This is a genomic window from Anaerocolumna cellulosilytica (assembly GCF_014218335.1).
GTDB classification, from domain to species: domain Bacteria; phylum Bacillota; class Clostridia; order Lachnospirales; family Lachnospiraceae; genus Anaerocolumna; species Anaerocolumna cellulosilytica.
Genome location: NZ_AP023367.1, coordinates 1,874,613 through 1,896,027, shown reverse-complemented (window position 1 = coordinate 1,896,027; position 21,415 = coordinate 1,874,613). Strand labels below are relative to the sequence as shown.

Annotated in this window: 15 protein-coding genes; 1 reads left to right on the top strand and 14 read right to left on the bottom strand. The window is 39.2% G+C overall.

All coding sequences use genetic code 11. The features are described 5' to 3' along the window. Window positions 1–3: 3 nt before the first annotated feature. From acsn021_RS08000 to acsn021_RS07950, 11 genes are all read right to left on the bottom strand, one after another. Window positions 4–1,470, bottom strand: a complete 1,467-nt coding sequence (locus acsn021_RS08000) for a glycoside hydrolase family 43 protein (protein ID WP_184094326.1) — start codon at window positions 1,468–1,470, stop codon at window positions 4–6. Window positions 1,471–1,536: 66 nt separating this feature from the next. Next, entirely contained in the window at window positions 1,537–2,961 is a 1,425-nt protein-coding gene (locus tag acsn021_RS07995; protein ID WP_184094324.1) for an ABC transporter substrate-binding protein, read from the bottom strand. Between the two features lie 19 nt (window positions 2,962–2,980). Next, on the bottom strand, window positions 2,981–3,982 hold the full coding sequence (locus acsn021_RS07990; RefSeq protein WP_184094322.1) for a carbohydrate ABC transporter permease: 1,002 nt from the start codon (window positions 3,980–3,982) through the stop codon (window positions 2,981–2,983). Beyond that, window positions 3,975–4,883: a carbohydrate ABC transporter permease gene (locus acsn021_RS07985; RefSeq protein ID WP_184094320.1), complete on the bottom strand. Its 909-nt coding sequence runs from the start codon at window positions 4,881–4,883 to the stop codon at window positions 3,975–3,977. Before acsn021_RS07985 ends, acsn021_RS07990 begins: the two co-directional genes overlap by 8 nt. A 3-nt stretch (window positions 4,884–4,886) precedes the next feature. Beyond that, window positions 4,887–7,409, bottom strand: a complete 2,523-nt coding sequence (locus tag acsn021_RS07980; protein WP_184094318.1) for a DUF5696 domain-containing protein — start codon at window positions 7,407–7,409, stop codon at window positions 4,887–4,889. A 13-nt stretch (window positions 7,410–7,422) separates the two neighbouring features. Continuing rightward, window positions 7,423–8,082, bottom strand: coding sequence for a Yip1 family protein (locus acsn021_RS07975; RefSeq protein ID WP_184094316.1), 660 nt, complete (start codon window positions 8,080–8,082; stop codon window positions 7,423–7,425). After that, a complete protein-coding gene (locus acsn021_RS07970; protein ID WP_184094314.1) occupies window positions 8,079–9,554 on the bottom strand; it encodes a hypothetical protein in 1,476 nt (491 codons plus the stop codon). The genes acsn021_RS07975 and acsn021_RS07970 overlap by 4 nt, the downstream gene beginning before the upstream one ends. Before the next feature lie 10 nt (window positions 9,555–9,564). Further along, the gene (locus acsn021_RS07965) at window positions 9,565–10,431 is read right to left on the bottom strand and encodes a carbohydrate ABC transporter permease (protein ID WP_184094312.1); all 867 of its coding nucleotides are present in this window, start codon (window positions 10,429–10,431) and stop codon (window positions 9,565–9,567) included. A 29-nt stretch (window positions 10,432–10,460) separates the two neighbouring features. Further along, window positions 10,461–11,396: a carbohydrate ABC transporter permease gene (locus tag acsn021_RS07960; protein ID WP_243167940.1), complete on the bottom strand. Its 936-nt coding sequence runs from the start codon at window positions 11,394–11,396 to the stop codon at window positions 10,461–10,463. Between the two features lie 12 nt (window positions 11,397–11,408). Beyond that, complete coding sequence (locus tag acsn021_RS07955) at window positions 11,409–14,357, bottom strand: extracellular solute-binding protein (RefSeq protein ID WP_243182324.1); 2,949 nt, start codon at window positions 14,355–14,357, stop codon at window positions 11,409–11,411. Between the two features lie 397 nt (window positions 14,358–14,754). Continuing rightward, window positions 14,755–16,287, bottom strand: a complete 1,533-nt coding sequence (locus acsn021_RS07950) for a glycoside hydrolase family 43 protein (protein WP_184094310.1) — start codon at window positions 16,285–16,287, stop codon at window positions 14,755–14,757. A gap of 237 nt (window positions 16,288–16,524) precedes the next feature. Here acsn021_RS07950 and acsn021_RS07945 point away from each other — a divergent pair, with 237 nt between their 5' ends. Continuing rightward, window positions 16,525–17,313: an AraC family transcriptional regulator gene (locus acsn021_RS07945; protein WP_184094308.1), complete on the top strand. Its 789-nt coding sequence runs from the start codon at window positions 16,525–16,527 to the stop codon at window positions 17,311–17,313. A 60-nt stretch (window positions 17,314–17,373) separates the two neighbouring features. On the opposite strand, the gene acsn021_RS07940 is transcribed toward acsn021_RS07945, so the two are convergent. The 3 genes from acsn021_RS07940 to acsn021_RS07930 form a co-directional block, all read right to left on the bottom strand. Next, entirely contained in the window at window positions 17,374–18,309 is a 936-nt protein-coding gene (locus acsn021_RS07940) for a ketopantoate reductase family protein (protein WP_184094306.1), read from the bottom strand. A 328-nt stretch (window positions 18,310–18,637) separates the two neighbouring features. Further along, the gene (locus acsn021_RS07935) at window positions 18,638–19,225 is read right to left on the bottom strand and encodes a TetR/AcrR family transcriptional regulator (RefSeq protein WP_184094304.1); all 588 of its coding nucleotides are present in this window, start codon (window positions 19,223–19,225) and stop codon (window positions 18,638–18,640) included. A 217-nt stretch (window positions 19,226–19,442) separates the two neighbouring features. Beyond that, entirely contained in the window at window positions 19,443–21,347 is a 1,905-nt protein-coding gene (locus tag acsn021_RS07930) for a flavocytochrome c (RefSeq protein ID WP_184094302.1), read from the bottom strand. Window positions 21,348–21,415: the final 68 nt, after the last annotated feature.

The window sequence follows — 21,415 nt, the reverse complement described above, 5'->3', positions numbered from 1 at the left end:
TACTTATGCTTTTTCGAATTTCCAAGCTTCTAACGAATATCCACTTCCCACAAAAGAAATATATATATCATGTACTCCCGTTATTTCTTTTACAGGTACTGTAATATCTAGAACTTCTCCCTTACTATCTAAGCCGTTTATTTTAGCATAGGTAATGTCTTCCCCTTGTAAGCTGTCTTTTGTCACTCTGACTGCTCCTTCTGCTTTCTTGCAAATTACTCGAAGCGTGAATGTTTTTGCACCAGTCTCTCCAAAATTCAATCCACTAACCTTTATCCAATCCCCTGTCTCAATCTCATCTGGCAGTATCTGCTTCGTTTCCTGAGAGTACTTTAGCGTTTCCTTTAGCCGTTTGCCTCCTTGGTCGGACCTAGTAGCTGCCAATACGGTTTCATAAGGATTCATGTGCTTTAACTGGCTTACTCCGTTTTTATCTGCCTGAATTGGCTTAATACTGCCGTCTTCCCCCATTTTAACCTCATTTACATGGGTACTCCGATAGCCTCCTTTCACACCGATGTTCTCCTGAAGAACCTGTGTGTGATAAAACATATACCAACTGCCTCTAAATTCTGCCATGCAATGATGATTATTCCCATAAACACCAAAAAATTTTCCTGGATTCTTTAGTATGGAACCTCTGTATTCCCAAGGTCCCATGGGATTTTTACTGGTCATATATATAATTTCCCCTATCTCAGGTACGTGTTCACTTACGGTATGTTCCCTACTGTCCCAATTGGAGCAGTAAGAATAGACATAGGTATCTCCAATTTTATTAATGCCGGAATCTTCAAACATAAAGGGGGCATCAATGGCAACTGCACTGCCCTCCGTGTGAATCATGTCCTCGCTTAATCGAATCACCCTTGCCGTCCCTGGAAACTCCGTTTTCCCTTCCGGTACGCCTCCACCAAAGTAAAGATAAGATACACCATCATCATCTGTAAAGACAGCCGGATCAAACAGCCACACTACCCCAGAGCAATTCGGTGTTTCTCTTGTTATGATTGGTTTTCCCAGTGGATCAGAGAAAGGACCTTCCGGAAAATCTGCTGTTAATACGCCAATAGAGCTAGCTGAGTTTGCAAAATAAAGAAAAAATTTATCTTTTCCATTAATTTTTTTATGGATTGCAGCAGGTGCCCAGGAATTATGAGCCCAGCTTGTAACCCCACCGCTTCCCTTGACGAATATCAAGCCATGATTTGTCCAATTCACCAAATCTGCTGATGAAATGCACCTTATGCTTCGTATATTAGAATACGTATTTGCTGTGATATTTCCTTGTGCATCATACATATACTCATCATTTGTCATATAAACATAAATCTGATCGCCAAATACCAGTGCATAAGGATCCGCCCCATAACAGCTTGTTATCAGTGGATTATTTTCCCCTTCTTTTCTATAACTTTCTTTCCATTCTACTTCCTGAAACAAAGATTTTAACTCTTCTTTTATAACCATTTTACGTTCCTCCTGCTTGCTGTCTGTATTCACATGCCTTTGGTGTCAGCTTTTTTGTGTATTAATTTATTTGTTTGCATCCTCAATGAGCGCCTTCCAAGTTGCAGCTATTTCTTCAATCTTTTCAGCCGGCGTCTTTTCCAGTGCATAAACGGCATATAAGATATCCCCGTAGCTAGTTCCATATACCAGTGGAAGGTTATCATTGTTTTCAACTGAGGTTCCATCATACATCATCGTCAAAGTCTCATCCACTGCCCGTTCATCACGGAATCTGGTATAGTAGCCGTCTTTCCAGGAATCTTCATCTTCATAACCTGGCGTAGGCTCTGTCCATAAATTATAAGCAAATGCAATTTTTTCCGCTGTTTCTTTATCATAGCAGGAAGGTATAACTGCTACATTATCCCCAAAATACACAGAGTACGTATCACTCTTAGGTCCTTTAGGAAATAAGACAAATCCCCAATCATCCGGCATCTCTTCCCATGTACCGACCTGATACTGCTCTGCTGCCTGCATTGCAACTTTGGCATCACGAAATGCTGAGATAAACCAATCCCATTCTGCATCCGTAGGTACCGGCATTTCATACCCTTTTTCAATAAGTCCAACACCCCATTGGAGTGCCTCTAAAAAGTTTGGCTCATTGGTTGCATTATAGAATTTTCCCGCGTCATCTTTACCTATAAATCTGGCATTATTGGATACTACAGCTCCTCGGAAGAAATCAATAGAAAAATTCGCCATAGCATAGCTGTCGATGGTTCCGTCATTGTTACTATCAATGGTTAATTTTTTACACAGCTCTTCGAACTTATTCCAGGTCCATTCTCCGCTTGCTTGTAAATCATAGGGCAGATCTGGGTCAAGTCCGGCTTCCTTAAATAATCTTTTATTCCAGTAGACACCAAGTTTTGGTTCTGCTTTGCCGGCAGCCATACCGTAAATGGAATCTCCAAAGGACATAATTTCTTTTACATTACGTATCCATTTGTTTTGGTTAAAATCCAGACTGTTTAAGGTTGACAAATCGTATAGCAAGCCATTGGCAAGAGGCTGGGATATCCATGCAGGTGACAGCAAAAATATCTGAGCTGCCGGATCATCCGCCATAACTGAGGTCGTAAACAATTCCTGCATGCCATCATAATTAGAGATCGAGACCTGTTTCATCGTAAAGTTGTACTTTTCCTGAATCATCTCTCTGTATTCCAGTCTGGCTTCCTCCATAGCATTTGCCGGCTCAGCCTCTGTCTCTGATGACCACCAGTCACCTATTACAATTTCCATTCCGCCCAAATCCATAGCCGGCTCTTCCTCTGCCTCCGGTGTTACTTCTGTCTGCGCAGCCTCTGTTGCCTCCGGTGTTACTGTACTCTCTCCTACTGTTTGTTTTCCGTTCTCACCGCCGCAGGCAGTAAAAGAACCTGCACATAAAACCACTGTCACTAATAACGCCAGCCATTTTTTCATACCTTGTTTCATCATACCATCCTCCTTAAATATTTTACATTTTTAAGCCGGTCTGGCTTAAATTTTCTACAAAACCCTTTTGCGCTATTATATATAGCAGCAATAAAGGGATAATTGCCATTATCATACCTGTTGAAATCATCATCTGCCCATAGGCTACGGAAGCCTTTGTTGCCGTTCCGTTGATAGAGGTTAGATAATCATTGAGTAAACCACTGATAGATGTTAATTTGTTTGAAATCAACGCTATATTACCGATAAACATTTTGGAATAAAATGCATCCGTCCATTGCCATACAAAAGCAAATAGAAAGCAGGAAATTAATATTGGCTTAGCATCCGGCAGCATAATCTTGATAAACGTATTGAAATTACCACATCCATCCACATATGCGGCTTCCTCAAGCTCTTTTGGTATTCCCCTAAAATACTGCCTGATTAAAAAAATATACAGTCCGCTTTTTAATCCCATACAAGTCATACACAATAATAAGTAAGGCACAATTGATTTTTGTAAGTTTATGGTGCTTCCTGTCACTAATGTAATAAGTCCAAATATATCAAAAAACCTGAAGTTCAGATAAAGTGAAGACATAATTGTCTGCGGCGGCACAACAATAACCAGAACCACACAGGCAAACCAAAATCGCTTTAAAGGGAATTGAAATCTTGCAAAACCATATCCCACCAAAGTACAAAAGGCCACCTGAATCACACTGACTAACAAAGATATTCCAATGGAATTGCCAAACGCCCTCCAAAAGCCAATTAACTGGTTCACCAACTTATAATTTTCAGTTGTAAAATTCCTTGGAACCACTATAATGGTTGGGTCGTATAAATCTCTCTCTTTCATAAAACTTAAAGATATCTTATTCATCAGAGGCTGCAATATCAGAAAGCACAGTCCGAATAACAGTATTGCACGGATAATGCGGTATAAAATATAGCAGACCTTTTTTCTTAAAAGATATCCACCTGATTTTTTGTTCCTGCTATAAAATTCCTTCCATTTCACACTAAGTAATCTATTCATAATAGTACACCCACTTTGAAATAATTGCACTGAACACAGCTATAATAAGAATGACTGCCACAAAGTATATCCAAGCCATAGCAGAACTAAAGCCATAATCCATTTTGGCTATCATCGTAGAACTAATCTTATCCATCATCTCGCTGTCTGTGCGCATAAAGAAATCTATTATCGTATAAATCATATTAACCAGTATGACAGAGCTTACCATAGGCAGTGTTATCTTCCAAAAACTCTCCCAATGGGTACAGCCTTCAATGGTAGCCGCTTCGTACATGCTTTTTGAAATCGTTTGCAGACCGGACAAGAAAATAATAATCTGTATACCGGAGGCAATCACAACATCATAAACTCCATCCACAATTTCAAAAACTACCTTTAGAAACCTGGTACCAAAATTACTGTTTGACAGGATTTCTCTTAACACAGTCGTAATACTTGCCGTATTGGTATTTGCCTTAATATAGTCCTGCATTCCTGCAAGAAGACTGTTGTCAAATTCCAGTCCAACCAATACCCCTGAGGATAGTATGACTGGCAGAAAGAATATAGCCCTTACCATTCCCCTCCCCTTAAAGGACTGGTTCAAAAGAAGTGCCATAAAAAAACTTACAATCAAAGTAGTCGGAACATGTATGACCATTTTAGACAATTCATCCGTTAAAAAACGGTTGAATTCCGGATCTACTAAAAAGGCTTTTTTAATATTAGCCAAACCTACGAATTCCATGACAAAACCACCACTTCCGCTGCCGATTAGTACATTTGAAAAGCTCATCCTAAATGATTCGATTAAGGGCAATACCATAAACGCAAGGAAGCCGATAATAAAGGGTGCTATGTACAAATATCCGGTAATGGCTTTTCTCTTCCTTAAATCCTTATGTTTTTTCTTAGCCATACTCTACCTCCCTTCCACTTTATAATCACGAGCCGGTACTTTTAAAGTTCCTTCTGTATAGTCCGCATTGCTATAATTAACAAAGACCCTGGTTCCGCCCTCATAACTGGTAACAAAGACACCCTCCGCCAGACGTTCATGCCCTGTGATAAACTGATTAAAAAGACCTCCAAGCTCGGCTTCATATCTGTTATAGATTGTATAGGCCTCTTCTTTCCACTTATCATAATCAGCACCAAAATAATAGGTATAGTTGGTATTTTGCAGGAGCGCTACCGGCTCCTTCATAAAGGTAAATGAAAGACCTGCCCCTGTTTCAGCACTTTTTAAAACCATATCTGTATAATTATTCGAAAGATTTAATGAGGTTCCGGTATAGGGCAGCAGTCCATGCAATGCAATTGTATAAAACGGTACGCCATAGTCGATTATTTGATATGGATTGCCTGTAAGCTCCATATCTACAATAAAATCTGTATAGGATAGTACATATTCATTGCCGCCTTTAACCATAATCTTTTGTCCTACTGCTCTGATTTCTTTTAGTGCCTCTTGCTGTAAAATCGCAACTTTTTCTCTGGTTAACAGATTTTTGGGATTATAATCTGCATTTAATGTATAGCCTATATCCCGAAAGGCAATTCCGCTTGTGCCAAAATTGCCCCCTGCCTTTGCCACGTTCTGCATACCAGAAACGGCTAGCTGAGGCTTTAACACATAATAGCTGTCAATCCAATCCTTCTCCCCAAACCATACGGGCGAGAAATCATAGAGCTTTACTACTTCCCTGCTTGGATATTTAGATGCATCTCGATTGACGGAAAAGCCGTCAAATAGTCCGCCTTTATAGGTATAATCTGCTACACTATCCAAAAATACAGCTATATCATTCTCCTTGGCATAACTTAAATAGGCCTTTAACTCCTTCCGGCTTCCTAGTTCACTTACCGGCTTTACCGATTGAAGAATCGTTTGCTTGATGCCCCCGTTAATCATGCCGCTGTAACGGACGGATACATTCTGGTATCCATAATTCATTAGTTCCATTAAGATATTTTTTGCTTCCTCATAGGTAGTTAATGGAACCGGTACGGATACAGGAAATCCAAAACGCTGTTTTACTGCGTCAATAGCCCCAATTAAAGTAATATTTACAGGTACACCGCTTTTTTCATATCTAACCAGATTATATTTTTCAATTAAGTAATCCCTGTACCCTCCTGCCATTTCTGAGTAACTATCGGTTCCAAAAAATCGATATCTTTGTCTGATTGCCCCTTCCGGTTTTTCTGCTTCATATACCATAACAGAACGATCCGACTTGGCTGAAACCTGCACAGATGCAGAATGAAGTGTAGTATAGGAAGCATTCACATAATTATAGCTGTGTTTTCTACCACTGACATCTGCTGATAAAGTTGCCAAGGTATTGTACTCCTCCATAAAGCACAACATTGCACTGTTATTCTTAGCAATTCCATATACCGGAAAAGCCACTCTGCTCTCATCTACAAGGCTATCCCGCTTCATACCATTATCCCAGCCATATACCTGCGCATAATATGGATTTTGCTGGACTTTCCCATTATTGAATTCAATAATTCCTCCGGTTCCCTCCGGCACAAACAAATATCCCTCCTCCTTAGCGGAACCAGAACAAAAGTAAGGCAATACTGTTACTTCGATTAATGGATAGTTATGCGGCCATTGCATTTCCTCAAAGGGCACCTCAACGATTAATTCCTCATTATCTAGCCGGTAAACCACAGAAATATTATAAAACGGCTTTTGTTTCGCCTCTCCTTTTTCATACCGGTGGCTGTCTTCTTCAAAATCAGCCATCGTATATCCTGCCGCATCAAACACTTCTTCCAGCTTAATAGAGATGTATTCCTGTAAATTATCCCGGATTACATAGACTTTTTCTGTCTCTAAGTCGGGATATTTAATAAGCAGCTCTTCCTTGTTGTCAGAAGCTCGCAATTTGTTTACGTCGTATTTTCTATAGTAGGAATCAATCTGCTTTTTCTGACTATCGTCCATCTTATTAAGATATATCTGCATTTTAGATTCCGGCAAAGCTTCCGGGTATATAAATACTTTTTCTACATCCCCAATAGAGTATTTCACTTTAATATAGTCGCTGCCTTCTTCAATCTCATAGACCTGCTTTGCAATACTATATTCATAATTACTGTATGTTGTCTGAATCCCTACATCCGTACTATATTTTACAAGCAATGTGGATAGTATTTGCTTTTTACTTTCCGCATCCGCCTTTTCATCATTGGCTCCCTCCACCGGATTGGAATTCCAAACGGTATGATTCTTCTTATCCGTTACCTGAAAATAGGTTGTAGCAGGATCAAGAGAAAAGGAAAGAAATTCATTTTCAAGCGCATACATTGTTTTATCCCCGGTGTATGCATAGGGTTCCATTACCTCTCCCTGCTCTTGTGCTCCGGTACAACCTGTAAGCAATACAGCCGATAGAAGAAATAATCCCAGTCTTATTAAACGTTTCATCACCAGCCACCTTTCAGTAAAAACGAAAAACAATTTCTTTGTATAAAGAAACAAAATAAGCAACAGCATCACTGACCAAGCTGAAAAATAACAGCAATACAAATACAATCAGCATAATTCCAACTATAGTTGCCACCAGCATCAGAATAGCCTTGCTAAGGCTATAATCATGAATCATCATTACTGCACTCACAATGAGTATTCCGCACCATATCAATGAAAAGGTTATGCTGTAAGAATAAAAAGCTCCCTCTTCCGCCGTCATGAGATTGCTGATAAAAATCATTGGAAACTGAATAAGAACATAGGGTGTCAAAGCATATCCAACCGCCATGTAAATCTGCTTCATGCTGCCCTTTCCGTCAAAAAGTGTGGTAAGTCCCCAATTCGCTAAACACCCTATAAAAATAGGAGCTAGAAAGCTTAAAATAATCTGAGCCACATTAACATGCTCCCATATTATTTTGATAAATAAAAAGCTGGTATACTGCAATTTAAAAAGCTGTGTTAACAGTGCCATTGCTATAATAATATTAGCAGCACCAACAGATCCTCTGTTCTCATGGGTCAAATCCCAGAATCCATCCAACGGATGGGTTATAACATACAGGGAATAGCGGAGGGTTTCTGCCAGAGCACGTATATTCTTCCGCTTATTATTGATTAGCATCATATCTCTTCCACCTCCTTCTTTACTTTCCTGACAAAGCCGGCAGCGGCAGGCAGCAGTACAGCAAGAAAGAATAGAACAAAAATCCACCCGATATTGGCCTCAATCCATTGTTTTCTGTATAATTGAAAAGCTTTGGAATAATTGTTGTCATCATATTTTAGTTCGAAATACGTCATTGCTTCTTTGTACTTACCCTGCCGTAATAAAGAACGTCCGATGCCGATATACGCTAAGTCATTGTTACCGTCCATCATCAGAACCTTTTCCCAATACTCTGAGGAAATGTCGTAATTCCCCCTCTTATATTCTGCTAGTGCCTGATTAATCAGACTTCCATACTCTGTTGGAGAAAAAAAGGTAAGCCCTGCACTTTTAGAGTCCAGTACTAACAACTCATGTCCCATATGCTCAATTGCCGCAGGTAATTGAAAGTATCCAAGCTTATTACCAAGACCACCAAAGACATAAAGCAGATTTCCCTGAAAATCATAGCCAAAGATTCGTCCCCTTGTTCTGTCAAGAGCATAATAGGTATCATTATCAAGAGCCGTTATATCTACGAATTTAGAAGGCCCTGTTACTCCACCTGCATTTCCCCAGGATATATCACCAATCGGCGGATACCAGCCATTCTTAATTAATATGTCCACACCCATAGAGTTTAACTTTCGAATCGGCTTGGCTTCATCTTTAAGCAATTCATTCTCATCAAATACCGAAGTAGTGGTATATATAAAACCGTCCTTATCCAGAGCAATATTGTTATACTCCGTCGGCACAAACTGCTCTAGCTGCGCACGCTGTTCCTTTGTGGATACCATCTTCCAGAGATAATCAACCATATTAAACTTAACCTCACTGGCACCCACATATCCGGTAAATATACCATCACTTCCGTAGACTAAGTAACCTTTATTATAATTTTTAGCTAGTGCAAATGTCCTCCCGGATCTGTCAGCTACAACCTTCACTGGTAAAAAGTCTGATAACTTATCAACGGTTTCATCCTCGGGCTTTCTCATTTCTTTTACTACCCTATGCCCTGCATCAATGTGCAAAATCCTTTGATTTCCGGTATCTGCAATGTACATGTCGCCATTAGCGGCGGCATAGATATCCTGGGGTCCTAATAAGGCGGTCGCAGCGGTTTCTCCTCCAACCTCTCCGAATTCTTCAACTACCGTTATAGCTTCTGTATCTTTTTTTAGTACTACAATCCTGTTGTTTCCAGTATCGCAAATATAAATAAGGTTGCCTCTGACGAATAACCCCTGGGGATCTTTAAAGTCACCAATTCCCAGACTGTGCCCCATCACGGTAACTTCAGCTCTATAGGAATCAGGAGACTCTCTTTCAATACCCCAAAAATCATAATTATAGGTATATATCGTTTTCTCGGCGTGTACTGTTACCGTTGGAAACAGCCAAGCTAAAACAAAACAGAAAAAGAATATTTTTAATTTTGACTTCATCCTCTCCTCCTTAATCCTTTATTCCTGAACTTGCCATAGTTTCAATAATATTACTTTCCGATATGATAAATATACTGATGGGAACAATCATCATAACCAGTGTAACCGCAGCACCTACCCCAGCTCTTGCCACGCCTCCGCTTATAATCTGCTGTAAGGCATAGGGCAGGGTCTTTAATTCCTCAGAATATATAAAGTTTGATGCTTTTGTATTCCAAAGATTTTGCACAGAAAGGATTATCAGTGTCAGCCATGCCGGCTTCACCATGGGCATAACAATCGTAGAAAACACTCGCCATTCCCTGGCACCGTCAATCTTTGCTGCCTCTAGTAATGCGTCCGGTATCCCTTCCATATACTGTTTCATAAGGAAAAGACCCATGGGTGCTGCAAATGCTGGTATTACAATGGACCATACGGTATCTACCCAACCGATTCTGGACATTAGCAGATAATTCGGTATAGCCGTTACATAGCCATTAAACATAAGAGCCGTCACAACAATCCGAAAGAAAGTTTTACCTCCCGGGAAATCATATTTAGCTAGTACATAAGCACCCATGGAGGCTATCAGCAGATGCCCCGCTGTTCCGGCTGCTGTTATAAAAACCGTGTTAAATAAATACCTGGAAAAAGGTACCCAAGACTTTCCCATGATTATAAATAAATCCTGAAAGTTATTAAGCGTTGGATTTTCTACAAATAATCTCGGAGGATAAACAAATATTTCATCCAGAGGCTTAAACGCTCCATTGATCGCATAAACTAACGGAAACGCCATAAATAGCCCGAAAAAAATGAGCAACAGATAGATACCGGCATCCCCTACTCTGGAACGGTTGGGTTTACTGCGTTTTAAATACTTCCTAATCTTCATCGCTTTTCTCCATATTCTTAGTCCTCCTATTAATTACCTACGCGCCGAAGCATTGCCTGAATGATACGGTTACATAAAATCATGGTAATAAAAAGAAGTGTTGCTATGGCTGAGGCATACCCCATCTCAAACCGCAGGGAACCATAATCAATCAAGTGGGATACCACTGTCTGAGTAGCATAATCCGTACTTGGAAAACCTGTTAATGCCATAGGAACATCTGCTACACCAAAAGACTGGGTTATGGTCATAACCGCTCCGAACATGAGCATAGGCTTCATACTCGGAAGAGTGATATACCAAAGCTCCTGCCACCGGTTTTTTACTCCATCAATATAACCGGCTTCGTACATAGCTCTATCTACCCCTTGCAAACCAGCAACAAAAGCTAAAAATCCGGTTCCAAGACTCATCCATAAGGATACAAGAATAACCACCCAAAGCATATACTTGGGGTTTGTCAACCATAAAACAGGCTGGTTTATGATTCCAAGATTCGTAAGAAAAGCATTAATATATCCATAGGCATCTCCTGAAAACATAATTGCCCAGATTAAATATACCTGCCCGGATATGGTCGGTGCATAAAAAACCACTACTGCAAAAGCTCTTAAATACCTTGGCAATTCATTGATGAACCAGGCAAACAAAAACGCTGCCATATATCCTGCTGGTCCTGTAATCGCTGCTATTAAAAAAGTGTTCTTGACAGCCTTTAAAAATACATCGTCTGCTAAAATCAAATTAATGTAATTTTGCAGTCCTATAAATTCAGGCGGTTCTAAAACATTATAATAAGTAAGACTTAAGCATAAGGATACAACCACCGGTGTAATGTAGAATAACGTAAAAAGAATTGCATAGGGAGCTAGAAATAAATAACAGGTTTTATATTTCTTGGCCTTCTTAAAGGACATATGCATATCCCGTCTTTTCTTTTTGATATATTTTTGAATTATTTTCAATTCATTCCCTCCCTATCTTAAGTCAAGACCAAATTCCAAGCGTTTTTTTACAATCTCTTCGTCAATGGTTCTTGCATAATCTAATAATGTCTCCCGGGGATCTTCCTTTTTATTGAGAACATTTCGGATTGCATTGGTAATATGACGTCCTGTATAATAGCCTCCGGCTACCTCCCTTAAGCCTACCGTAAACCTCCATTGTTCCTCTAACACCTCCCGCTGTGTACTGCTCCAGGATAGCTGCTGAAAGGCTTTTGTATTAGCTGTCGCATATCTTGCAGAAGCTCCCATAACACTCTCCATCTCCTGTCCAAAGCGAATCTGGGTATCTGCGCTGGACCACCACTTTAGAAACTCCCAGGCTTTTTCCTTCATTGCTTCGTCCTCCTGCTTTAGCAGCATGGAGCAGGTACCGGAAGAATGACAGGAACGGTCAATCGTTCCATCTTCCTTTAAAGTGCCGGGTATCAGTGTAAAATCCCATACCCCCCTGATTTCGGGTGCGAATACCACCAGCGTATTAAACACACTGTAATCCTGTATCCCAAGGGGCATCTCCCCAGACCGGAATCGATTCACAAAATCATATATTGTCGGAACACTATACTGGGTGAATAAATGGGTATAGGTTTCAAAAGCCTTAACACCGCTTTCTTCATCAATTAAGGTTCTTTTGCCTGACGCATCATATACCGTGCCCCCATTCTGATATAGCAGGGCAAAAAAACTAGATAAATCCGGACTAGATACGTTATTAATCACTCTTTCTGTCGTTGGAACAGCCACATTCATATTATTCTGCTGAATCGTGGGTAGAATATTAATCAGTTCATCCCAGGTATTTGGCAGCTCAATTCCTAACTCCTTAAAAATGTCCTTCCGGTAAAACATAACGTTAAAATTTTGTGTTTCCGGCAGGGCATAGATTCCCTCTTCAAAATAAAAGGGTGTATATGCACTGGGATAGTAATCGTTTAAAACTTCTTCATATCCATCAAACTGAGTCAAGTCCTCCACTGCATTTCGAAGAGCATAATTAACCGGCTCTCCCTGACCTGCCGACAACACAACATCCGGACCAGTTCCTGCGATAACCGCATTAAGCACTGTACCAGCCTCCACCAGCTTTACGTTAATCTTAATCCCTGTATTCGGTGTGAAGGAATCATCAATCATGGATTTTAAAATGCTGCTCTGATCTCTACCGGTCAAAATCCATACTTCTACGGCTTCTTCCTTTTCATACACGTCTCCCACCGCGTTATAATCTTCCGTAAACGATGCCGCAAAAGATTTTATTTCATGCAGTATTTTATCAGCAAAATTCTCTTTTACCGAATCTACCTCCGCCTTAAGACCGGTTATTGTAATATAATCAATATCCAAGGGTGCTTCACTTAAATTCAGGACAGCAGTTCCCAAAGCACTAATATTATCTTTAAAATTTGTAAAGGTTCTCGCAATCTTAAAGGGGTCTTCAACAAATCGCTCCAACTGCTCTGCCAAGGTTTGAATAATTGCTGCCTGACTTTCCTTTTGCCCGGTATAGGCTACGATATCATCTACTATCTTATATAACCGTTTGCTTTCCAGCTCCATGCCTTCTATTACCTCGGGATAGATTGTATCAATTTTGTAATCCCGATACTTATCCGGCGTAGTTCCTGTAAGAACAAGTATTTTACGGTATATCTCATTCAGGCGGTATACTGAATCCTGCATCCGGTTTAAGATATCCCCCAAATCACCAAGCGTAACCTCAAGCCGTAACGTATGTATACCCTTCTTAAGATAAAATTCATAAGGCTGGTTATCCACATCTGAAAGGCTCATATTTTCCCATGTATTACTATAACGGAAGCTGACCTGCTCCATTTCTGAAAAGGGTATCTGATTATCAAGATACAATATTCTCGTAGATACAAAGCCTCTTTTATAGTTCTGTCTTCCCTTAATTGTAATATGGTAATACCCATCCTCCGGTACTTGAAATTCCCATTCTATCCACTGGCCCGGTACCCGCCAGGCATTCCCTCCAATCATATTTAACTTTATCTTTGACACACTGGCCGGCTGTGTATTAGAGGAAGACCTATCATAGATGGGATACAAGGATGGCGAAGACCTTAATGTGGAAGCCTCTCCTTGAATAACCTGCTTATAATTTAAAACTGTATCAGTCAAAGAGAGTTGTTCCATCTCTTTTCTGTATTCTGTATAATTATTATTTTCCGCTACCGGCTGCAACGTAATACTTTTGATAACCATAGGCTCATTCACTCCTTCTAATCCTATGGTATTAATCCCTTTTTTAAAGTAAAAGGAATAAGGTCTGGTATAGTATCCCATATCATCTTTTAAATACACACCTGTCCACAACGATACATCTACCTGAGTGGGTCTGATATCATTGCCTTGATTATCTGTAATGATTTCCGTCCCATTCGTCCAAAGTCTGGTTAGGTTCAATGCCTCCGCACCTAAAAACGGAAGTTCACCATTAATATATAGTTTTCTTTCAATGTCCACCCCTCTTGCTTTTACAGGATAGTATTCTATATAAATTTGGTACATTCCTCCCTCTGAAACTGAAATCTGCCATTCCACAAAGGACTCCTCTAAAGTGAGTAGAACCGCCTCTTCTCCCTCGTATTCCTCTAAAATCTCAGTTCCTGACAGCTTGCCTCCTGCCCGAAGATCAAGGTCAATCTCTTTTCTGGGCAGAATTTCTCCTGCATGCTCCAAAAGATATTTGCTATAAGTATTTTCTCTCCCTATCCCCTCAACATCTGTCTCAAGATTGACCGCATCTGCATACTTAAAGAAGTAGCCCTCGGTATCATGGCTTCCTATCCGTAAAACCATAACTATTATTGCAGTTAACAATACAATTCCGATTATCTTTTTCCTCATCACAATCATCTCACCTTCTACTTGCAACTTCTTGAACCTTGCAATCACTTTACCTGCTGGCATACCAGTAACAATATAGTATTTTCACTGTCGCCATCTAAAGACACTTCAACTTCACTCTCTAAGCTCCTTCCTCTAACGATTGTCATCTCTTTTACCTTTTATTCAATATGTATACTTTCTCTCCCCTTCATGTGTTAATTATATACATTTTGCATATTGAATTCTTCTTAAATGTTGCTATTCGCTTATCATTTTTTGCTTTTCTAAATATGATAGACACTCATTTCAGACTGTTTTTGTAACTTTATGTAATAAAGTAATCCAAGAGTTTTTATATTAATAATACATTTTTATATATTTTATATATTTTTTACATCATAAAAGAGAATAAAATATACATATTGTATCTTTTATTCTCTTTTATTCCATTTTCTTACAATGACTATTTTTGATTATACGTAAATTCACTAAAACTGACTTTACCACCGGACTCTTTTGTAGAATAATAAAACAGACCCACCCTGCATCCGACAAAATGATCTAATCTGAACGTTAACTTATGAATTGGACCAAGCCTCTTAAATTTCTCATCTTCCAAATAAAAAAATTCCGCTTCATCTGCCATGTTGCAAAAATCAACTGATACCATTAAAGTAATTTGCGTTCCCGTTATAGGGACTTTAGCGTATTCCTGTTCCTGACGGACTTGTTCTCCGTATGGGTGTGTCTGGACAGCCTCTTTAGCTGCCATAACAAGATAATTCTTATTCTCATTTCTTTTAACTGCTATAAATCCAAAATCCCCCTGTAATGCACAAATACCGGCGTAATCCCCATTTTTTAAACCGCCGTACTCCACCGTTACAAAAACCTGAGAGACCGGCCCCATTAAACGTTGTGTCAAGGTGTTTCTGGCTTGCTCAAGACCTTTACATATACTTGCAGTTTTTAACTGTAAGTGACCCGGATTCTCAAGAACAGACCATAATTCATTTTCAGGCAAATGATTCCATTGCCACATCTTCTTTAAATGTACTCTGCCTTCTTTATCCGGCAGATAATTGAAATCATCACTGGCTACAAGTGGCTCATACAGATGCCCTTTACGCGTACTTTCTACACGGAGTATCCCTGGCACTTTTCCATCAAATCCAAAGACCGGAAAATCCTCCTCCCAGACAAACGGAACAAGTACCGGAATTCTTCCTACAGCTCCATGATCCTGAAATAACATAGCATACCACTCGCCTGCGGGTGTATCTACAATACCTCCCTGTGCAACTCCCTGATTAAAAAATCCTAAATCATCATCTAGTACATCTTTTCCTACAAAATCGCCTTGAAGGGAATCTGACACAAAGCAGGACTGTACTCTGCGTTTTGTTCCTTCTGCAGGCCAATGAATAAGAAACAAATAGTATTTATTATTGATTTTATAGATATGTGATCCCTCATACCCTAATATAACGTTATTTGTATCCTTAAGCAGCATCCGGTGAAGACCGCCCTTCTTTGGGCCGGACAGATTTTGATCTAACTCTGTTATATAGATTTCTTTATTCCCATATACGATATATACTCGTTTCTCTTCGAACAACAGGGAGCAATCATGATAAAATCCGTCTATATATTGCTTTCTCCAAGGTCCCTCAATATTTTCAGCCTGATATAAATAGGTTTTGTGGGTATCATTGGCAACAAAGCAGACATAAAATATACCCTCATGATACCGAAGACTAGCTGCCCACATACCTTTCCCATATATATTTTTATCCTCGCTAAGTTTCTGACCTTTCGTCTCCTCCAACCGATCATAAACGTAGGCCGCCAATTCCCAATGATACAAGTCATAAGAACGTAGTATTACCCCACCCGGCATAAAATGCATGGTTGTACTTATCATATAATATGTATCCTCTACACGAATAACATCCAAATCAGGGAAATCCGCCCAAATAATTGGATTACTGCACACTATTTTGTCCTCCTATATTTGCCTGTTCGCAAATTATTGTCTGCCCCTTAACTGTTTTTACGAAACCTATTTTATAGACATTTTAGGCATTTAATCATTTTTAAAGCTTTTTTTAGTCTTGTTTTTATACACATTTCATAACATATTTATTATAAAACCTTGATTGACCAACAACAATGCTGTATAATTACAAATAATTGATATATAATTTGTTTTTTATAGAGAGGAGTTTCGTAGATGTACATACATTTTATTTCATTGAATAATGTTCATGGAAGTGACTTTCTTCAAGACCGCCCAAATGGCCGGACAGATTTTACGTTCCTCTTTGCAAAATCTCCCAGTACCTTTGTTATTAACAAAGAGGTCTTCACGGTGTCTGCTCCTTCCGTTATACTTATTGATAATTTCGTGCCACATAAGTACTTTCCAAATGGTGCAAAATACGTTGACGATTATTTACATTTTGCAGTAAAAGACAGAACAGAATTTTTAAAAGAATTGACTTATCCTTTGAACAAACCCATTCAGGTCTCAAAGGATAGTTGTATTAGCAGAACCTTAAAAGAAATAGCAGAAGAGAATTCAAAAAATAAATATTGGAATCGGATTACGGATTTATTAATTCACCTTCTCATGATACGAGTTGCTGAACAATATGATTTATTACAGCAGGAAAATACCTGTCTGCCCCATTATGAAGATTTGAATTCCGTACGAAACCTTATTTTAAATTCACCAGAAAAAACCTGGACAATAGAGGAATTGGCTGCAAAAGCCCATCTTTCCCAAGCCTACTTCCAGGTTATGTATAAGAAAGCGTTTGGTGTAACCTGTATAACAGATGTGATTCAAACAAAGATTACCTGTGCTAAAGAGTTATTGACCTCAACGGATTTACCAGTCAAACGGATTGCACAGGAGTTAGGATATAGTGAGGTCTATCACTTTATCCGTCAATTTAAAAAAAGCACCGATTTAACTCCAGGTGCCTTTCGGAAGAAGGTAAGAAACCCCGAAAACTAACTTTGTGCCTGTTCATTTCTCTATTGATAATGCTATGAACTTTAATATATTTAAACAAAATTATGGAAGGAATCTTCCAGACAGTTTTTCTTCCTTTACTTTAATTGCGTGATAGAACATCCAGTTGTAAGGTGTATCTATCCCTAATTCCTTACCCATTTCCACTACTTTTCCGGCAAACATCTCTATCTCTGTCAGCCTTCCATTCTCTAAATCCTGTAAGGTGGACGGTTTGTTGCCAAATGGAATTTGCTGTATTCTAGCATCTTGACGTTTTATGTCTTCTTCTCCCAAATCAATACCAAGGCGATTTGCTATGGCTATCACTTCTTCCATGGCTTTGTGCCTAATAGCATTGGCATGTTCACTTTCACGAAAAGCACCAAAAGGAACTTCTAACAGCGCGCAGGTCATATTTTCTCCTATGTTACACATAAACTTAAACCACAGACCTTTTCTCATATCCGTATCTATTTGATACTTGATTCCGCTGGCTTCAAACAGTTCCTTTACTGCCTTTACCCTATCCGTTAATTCTGTATTATCTGCCTCCCCAAAATGTACCTTGCCGAGCTGCGGGTTAAAATCAGCTTTTCCTTCCTTCATAGAAATGGAGATTCTCATATAGGAATACAGAACATGCTCCCAACCGTAAACCGCTGCAAGTTGATTTTCACTGTCTATTCCGTTCATTACGCAAAGAATCTGTGTATGCTTTCCTACCTGATTTTTAATATCCTCAATTGCCTTAGAAAGTCCTGTATCCTTTACTGCCATTATAATTAGATCAGCCTCATCACCTGTTGTATCGGGCGTAATGATATGAAATTTGTGATTTATTCCATTCACTGTAACTCCTTTATCTTCCAATCTTTGTTTACGTTCCCCATCAGCCAAAACTCTAAAGTTCTCTTTTCCTAAAAAATCTTCTAACTGAGGAGCGAAAAAAACTCCCATTGCACCTAAACCAATTAATGTAACCTTTTGTATTTTCATATTTCGCTCCCATCTGCGACCATTTGTCGCGTACAAATCAAGGGGTTTTATATCTTTATTCAACCTTTCCCCCATTGCATATCACAGGTTACCTGTGATACTGCCACAATTAGTAAAGAGTGAACGTATCCTATGTGACAGCCGTTCCTTTTTCTGTATTTCTTTCACTCATATGATTCTTTTTCTAAATGTCTTATCGATTTATCCTTTATTATAGTATATAAACACTTTGCTTATTTTTTGCTCTGCTTATTCTATTCTGTACATCCCTTGTTTGTATATCTTTTCTCTGTATACATTTAATTACCTCAATATCTAAAGTATACTACTATGAAGGATTATTTATCAGACTTTTGCAAAACAATATGCTGAAACGTTTTAGCGCATCCACCAAATCATAATTACCCTCCCGCTTTGCCCAGTCGGTGCAATAACCACGCAGTAATATCATATACATACGGGCAGTTTCCAGACTGTCACCAGTAAGTGCAAATTGTTCCTTCTCAGTTCCTCTTTGAAAAATACCATAGAGGTTCAAAAAAATACTTCTACCTTCATCTAAATAACTGTGACCTTTGCTTTTTAGCGGAGCCAAATTAATGCAGCGACAGTTTTCCACCCCTCGTTTCATAATAAATGCTCCATATTCCATAGAGAAGGTTATAAGATTATCCGGTTCCTTATCACTGAATTCCTTAACTACCTCTGTTTCAAAATAATTGTCAATATCAGAGAATAGTATCCAGGCAATATCGCTTTTATCGGGAAAATAATGATAGAAGGTGCCAATAGATATATCAAGGTTTTTACATATTTTCCGAATTGTCAGGTTTGCAAAACCCTCTTTTTCTATCAGTTGGTTTATCTGCTGAAATAGTTCCTGTTTTCTTGCCCTGTGTTTTATTTCCGGGTTCATTTCGCTATCTCCTTTATATCTGTTCCTTATCTTTTGGGTTCCTTAATACTATATCATTTTTTTCCAGAAATGAAAACCCGTTTCATGCTCCAAGGAAGAATGGGCACCTTTTTTTGCGATTAATCTTGTCATAAGAAACCTTACCATTAAACAAAAATACCCTGTAAAAAGTACTTAATATGTACCTTTTACAGAGCATTGTTCTCGGCTTATTCAATTATTTTGTAAATTCTGATGCACTTGTACCAGCAATACGTCCGAATACTACCGTGTCAGTCAAGGCATTACCTCCAAGTCGGTTACTTCCATGGATGCCTCCTGTTACCTCACCGGCAGCAAACAGTCCCGGAATTACATTACCATTTGTATCCATAACTTGAGCCTGTTCATTGATTTGAACACCACCCATTGTATGGTGTACGGTAGGTACACGAAGTGCTGCATAGAAAGGCCCATTATTGATTCCGTTGTTTACACCATCTGTATCTGTGAATAAAATACGACCGAATTCATCGGTTTGTCCTTCTGCATCTCCACCCTTACAATAACGGTTGTAATTTTCCACCGTTTCCAGAAGATTTTTTGCAGGTACTCCCATAAGTGCTGCCAGCTCTTCCAATGTATCAGCTTTTAAAGCGCGTCCGGCAGCTACTAAATCGGCGATACTTTCGCCAAAGTTATTTAACTCGTTGCCTTCTTTATATGTATCGCTATCCATAACGATATACATTTTTGTTTCAGGTTGTTCAAATAATGCCAAAGTCATTTCATCACGGCGACCGCCTTCATTCACAAAACGGTTACCCTCCAGATTAACAAAGATACGGCTTTCTACTGCATGTTCTATGTTACCAGAAAGGCTTCCTGTCTTAGGATCACCTAATGGTAATAACTGAATGTTACCCATTTGAACAAGATTAGCTCCTATTGCTTCTGCCATAATAATACCGTCACCTGTAATTCCGCTCGTGTTGGTGCTTGGTATGGATTCATCCAAGGTCGGCCATTTCTTTGTTATATCATTGTACTTTATACGCATTTCGATATTTTGACCAAAACCTCCGGTTGCAAGTACTACACCATTTGAAGCTTTAACAGTTATTGTATTACCAGTTTTACCGGTACAAACTACGCCTGTTACCACGCCGTTTTCAACAACAAATTCTTTTGCTGTTGTATTATACACCATGGTGATTTCACTATGGGTATTAAGGTATTCCTGGTAGGTTTTAAAGAAGCCTGTGCCTTCCGGTTCTACCGGTTTATGAGCACGAGGCCACATACCACCGGTTACGGTAAACACACCATCATTAAATTCCATACCAAGGCTCTTTAACCATTCTACTCCTGACCAAGCATTTTCAACAAGGGAATGTACTAATACAGAATCCCCTTCTTTATCTCCTCCTTCAAAAGTCTGGTTAAAGTGATTTTCCACACTGTCTTTATTGGCAAGAGCCGTTTCACTTCCCTCATCTACTGCATTTAGTGCTCCACCTGAAAGTATAGTGTTACCACCCATCTTTCCAGTTTTTTCAATTACAATTACTTTTTTGCCTGCCTGACTAGCAGTAACTGCTGCTGCCATACCGGCACCGCCTGCTCCGATTACAACAACGTCAGCAGTCAGTTCCTGGTCTTCTTCCTCTTCCACAGCTTTTTTTATTTTTGCCAAATTCTCTATTTCTTCGTCGCTAAGGCCTGCCTGTTTTAAACATTCCTTCACACCTTCTAATATACCATTACTTGTCAAAGTGGCACCGGATACAGTATCAACGCCAAGTCCCTGAATGTCAAGAATTTCAGCTGGAATGGATTCCACTGCTGGTTCTCCGACACCCGGTGTCTCCTGATGGTCAACTTTAATGTCCAGAATTTCCGTTTCTGATACTGTAACAGTAACAGTCATTTCATGCATACCGGTTACTGTCGCTGTGTAAGTTCCTGCTGTATACTTTCCTTCCTCCGTAGTTACAACACCTGTCGTGGGTTCGGCACCTGACTGGGAATTACTTGGGACAGTTTTCTTTGTACAGCCAGCAAACAAAGATACCGTTAACATTGCTGTCAGACCTAAGGCCATAAATCTTTTTCCAGTTCTGCCAAATAAATTTTTCTTCATAACTTCCTCCCTGATTAAATATAGAACATGTTTTAGAACATGTATGTTAAATTTATAACATACTTTAG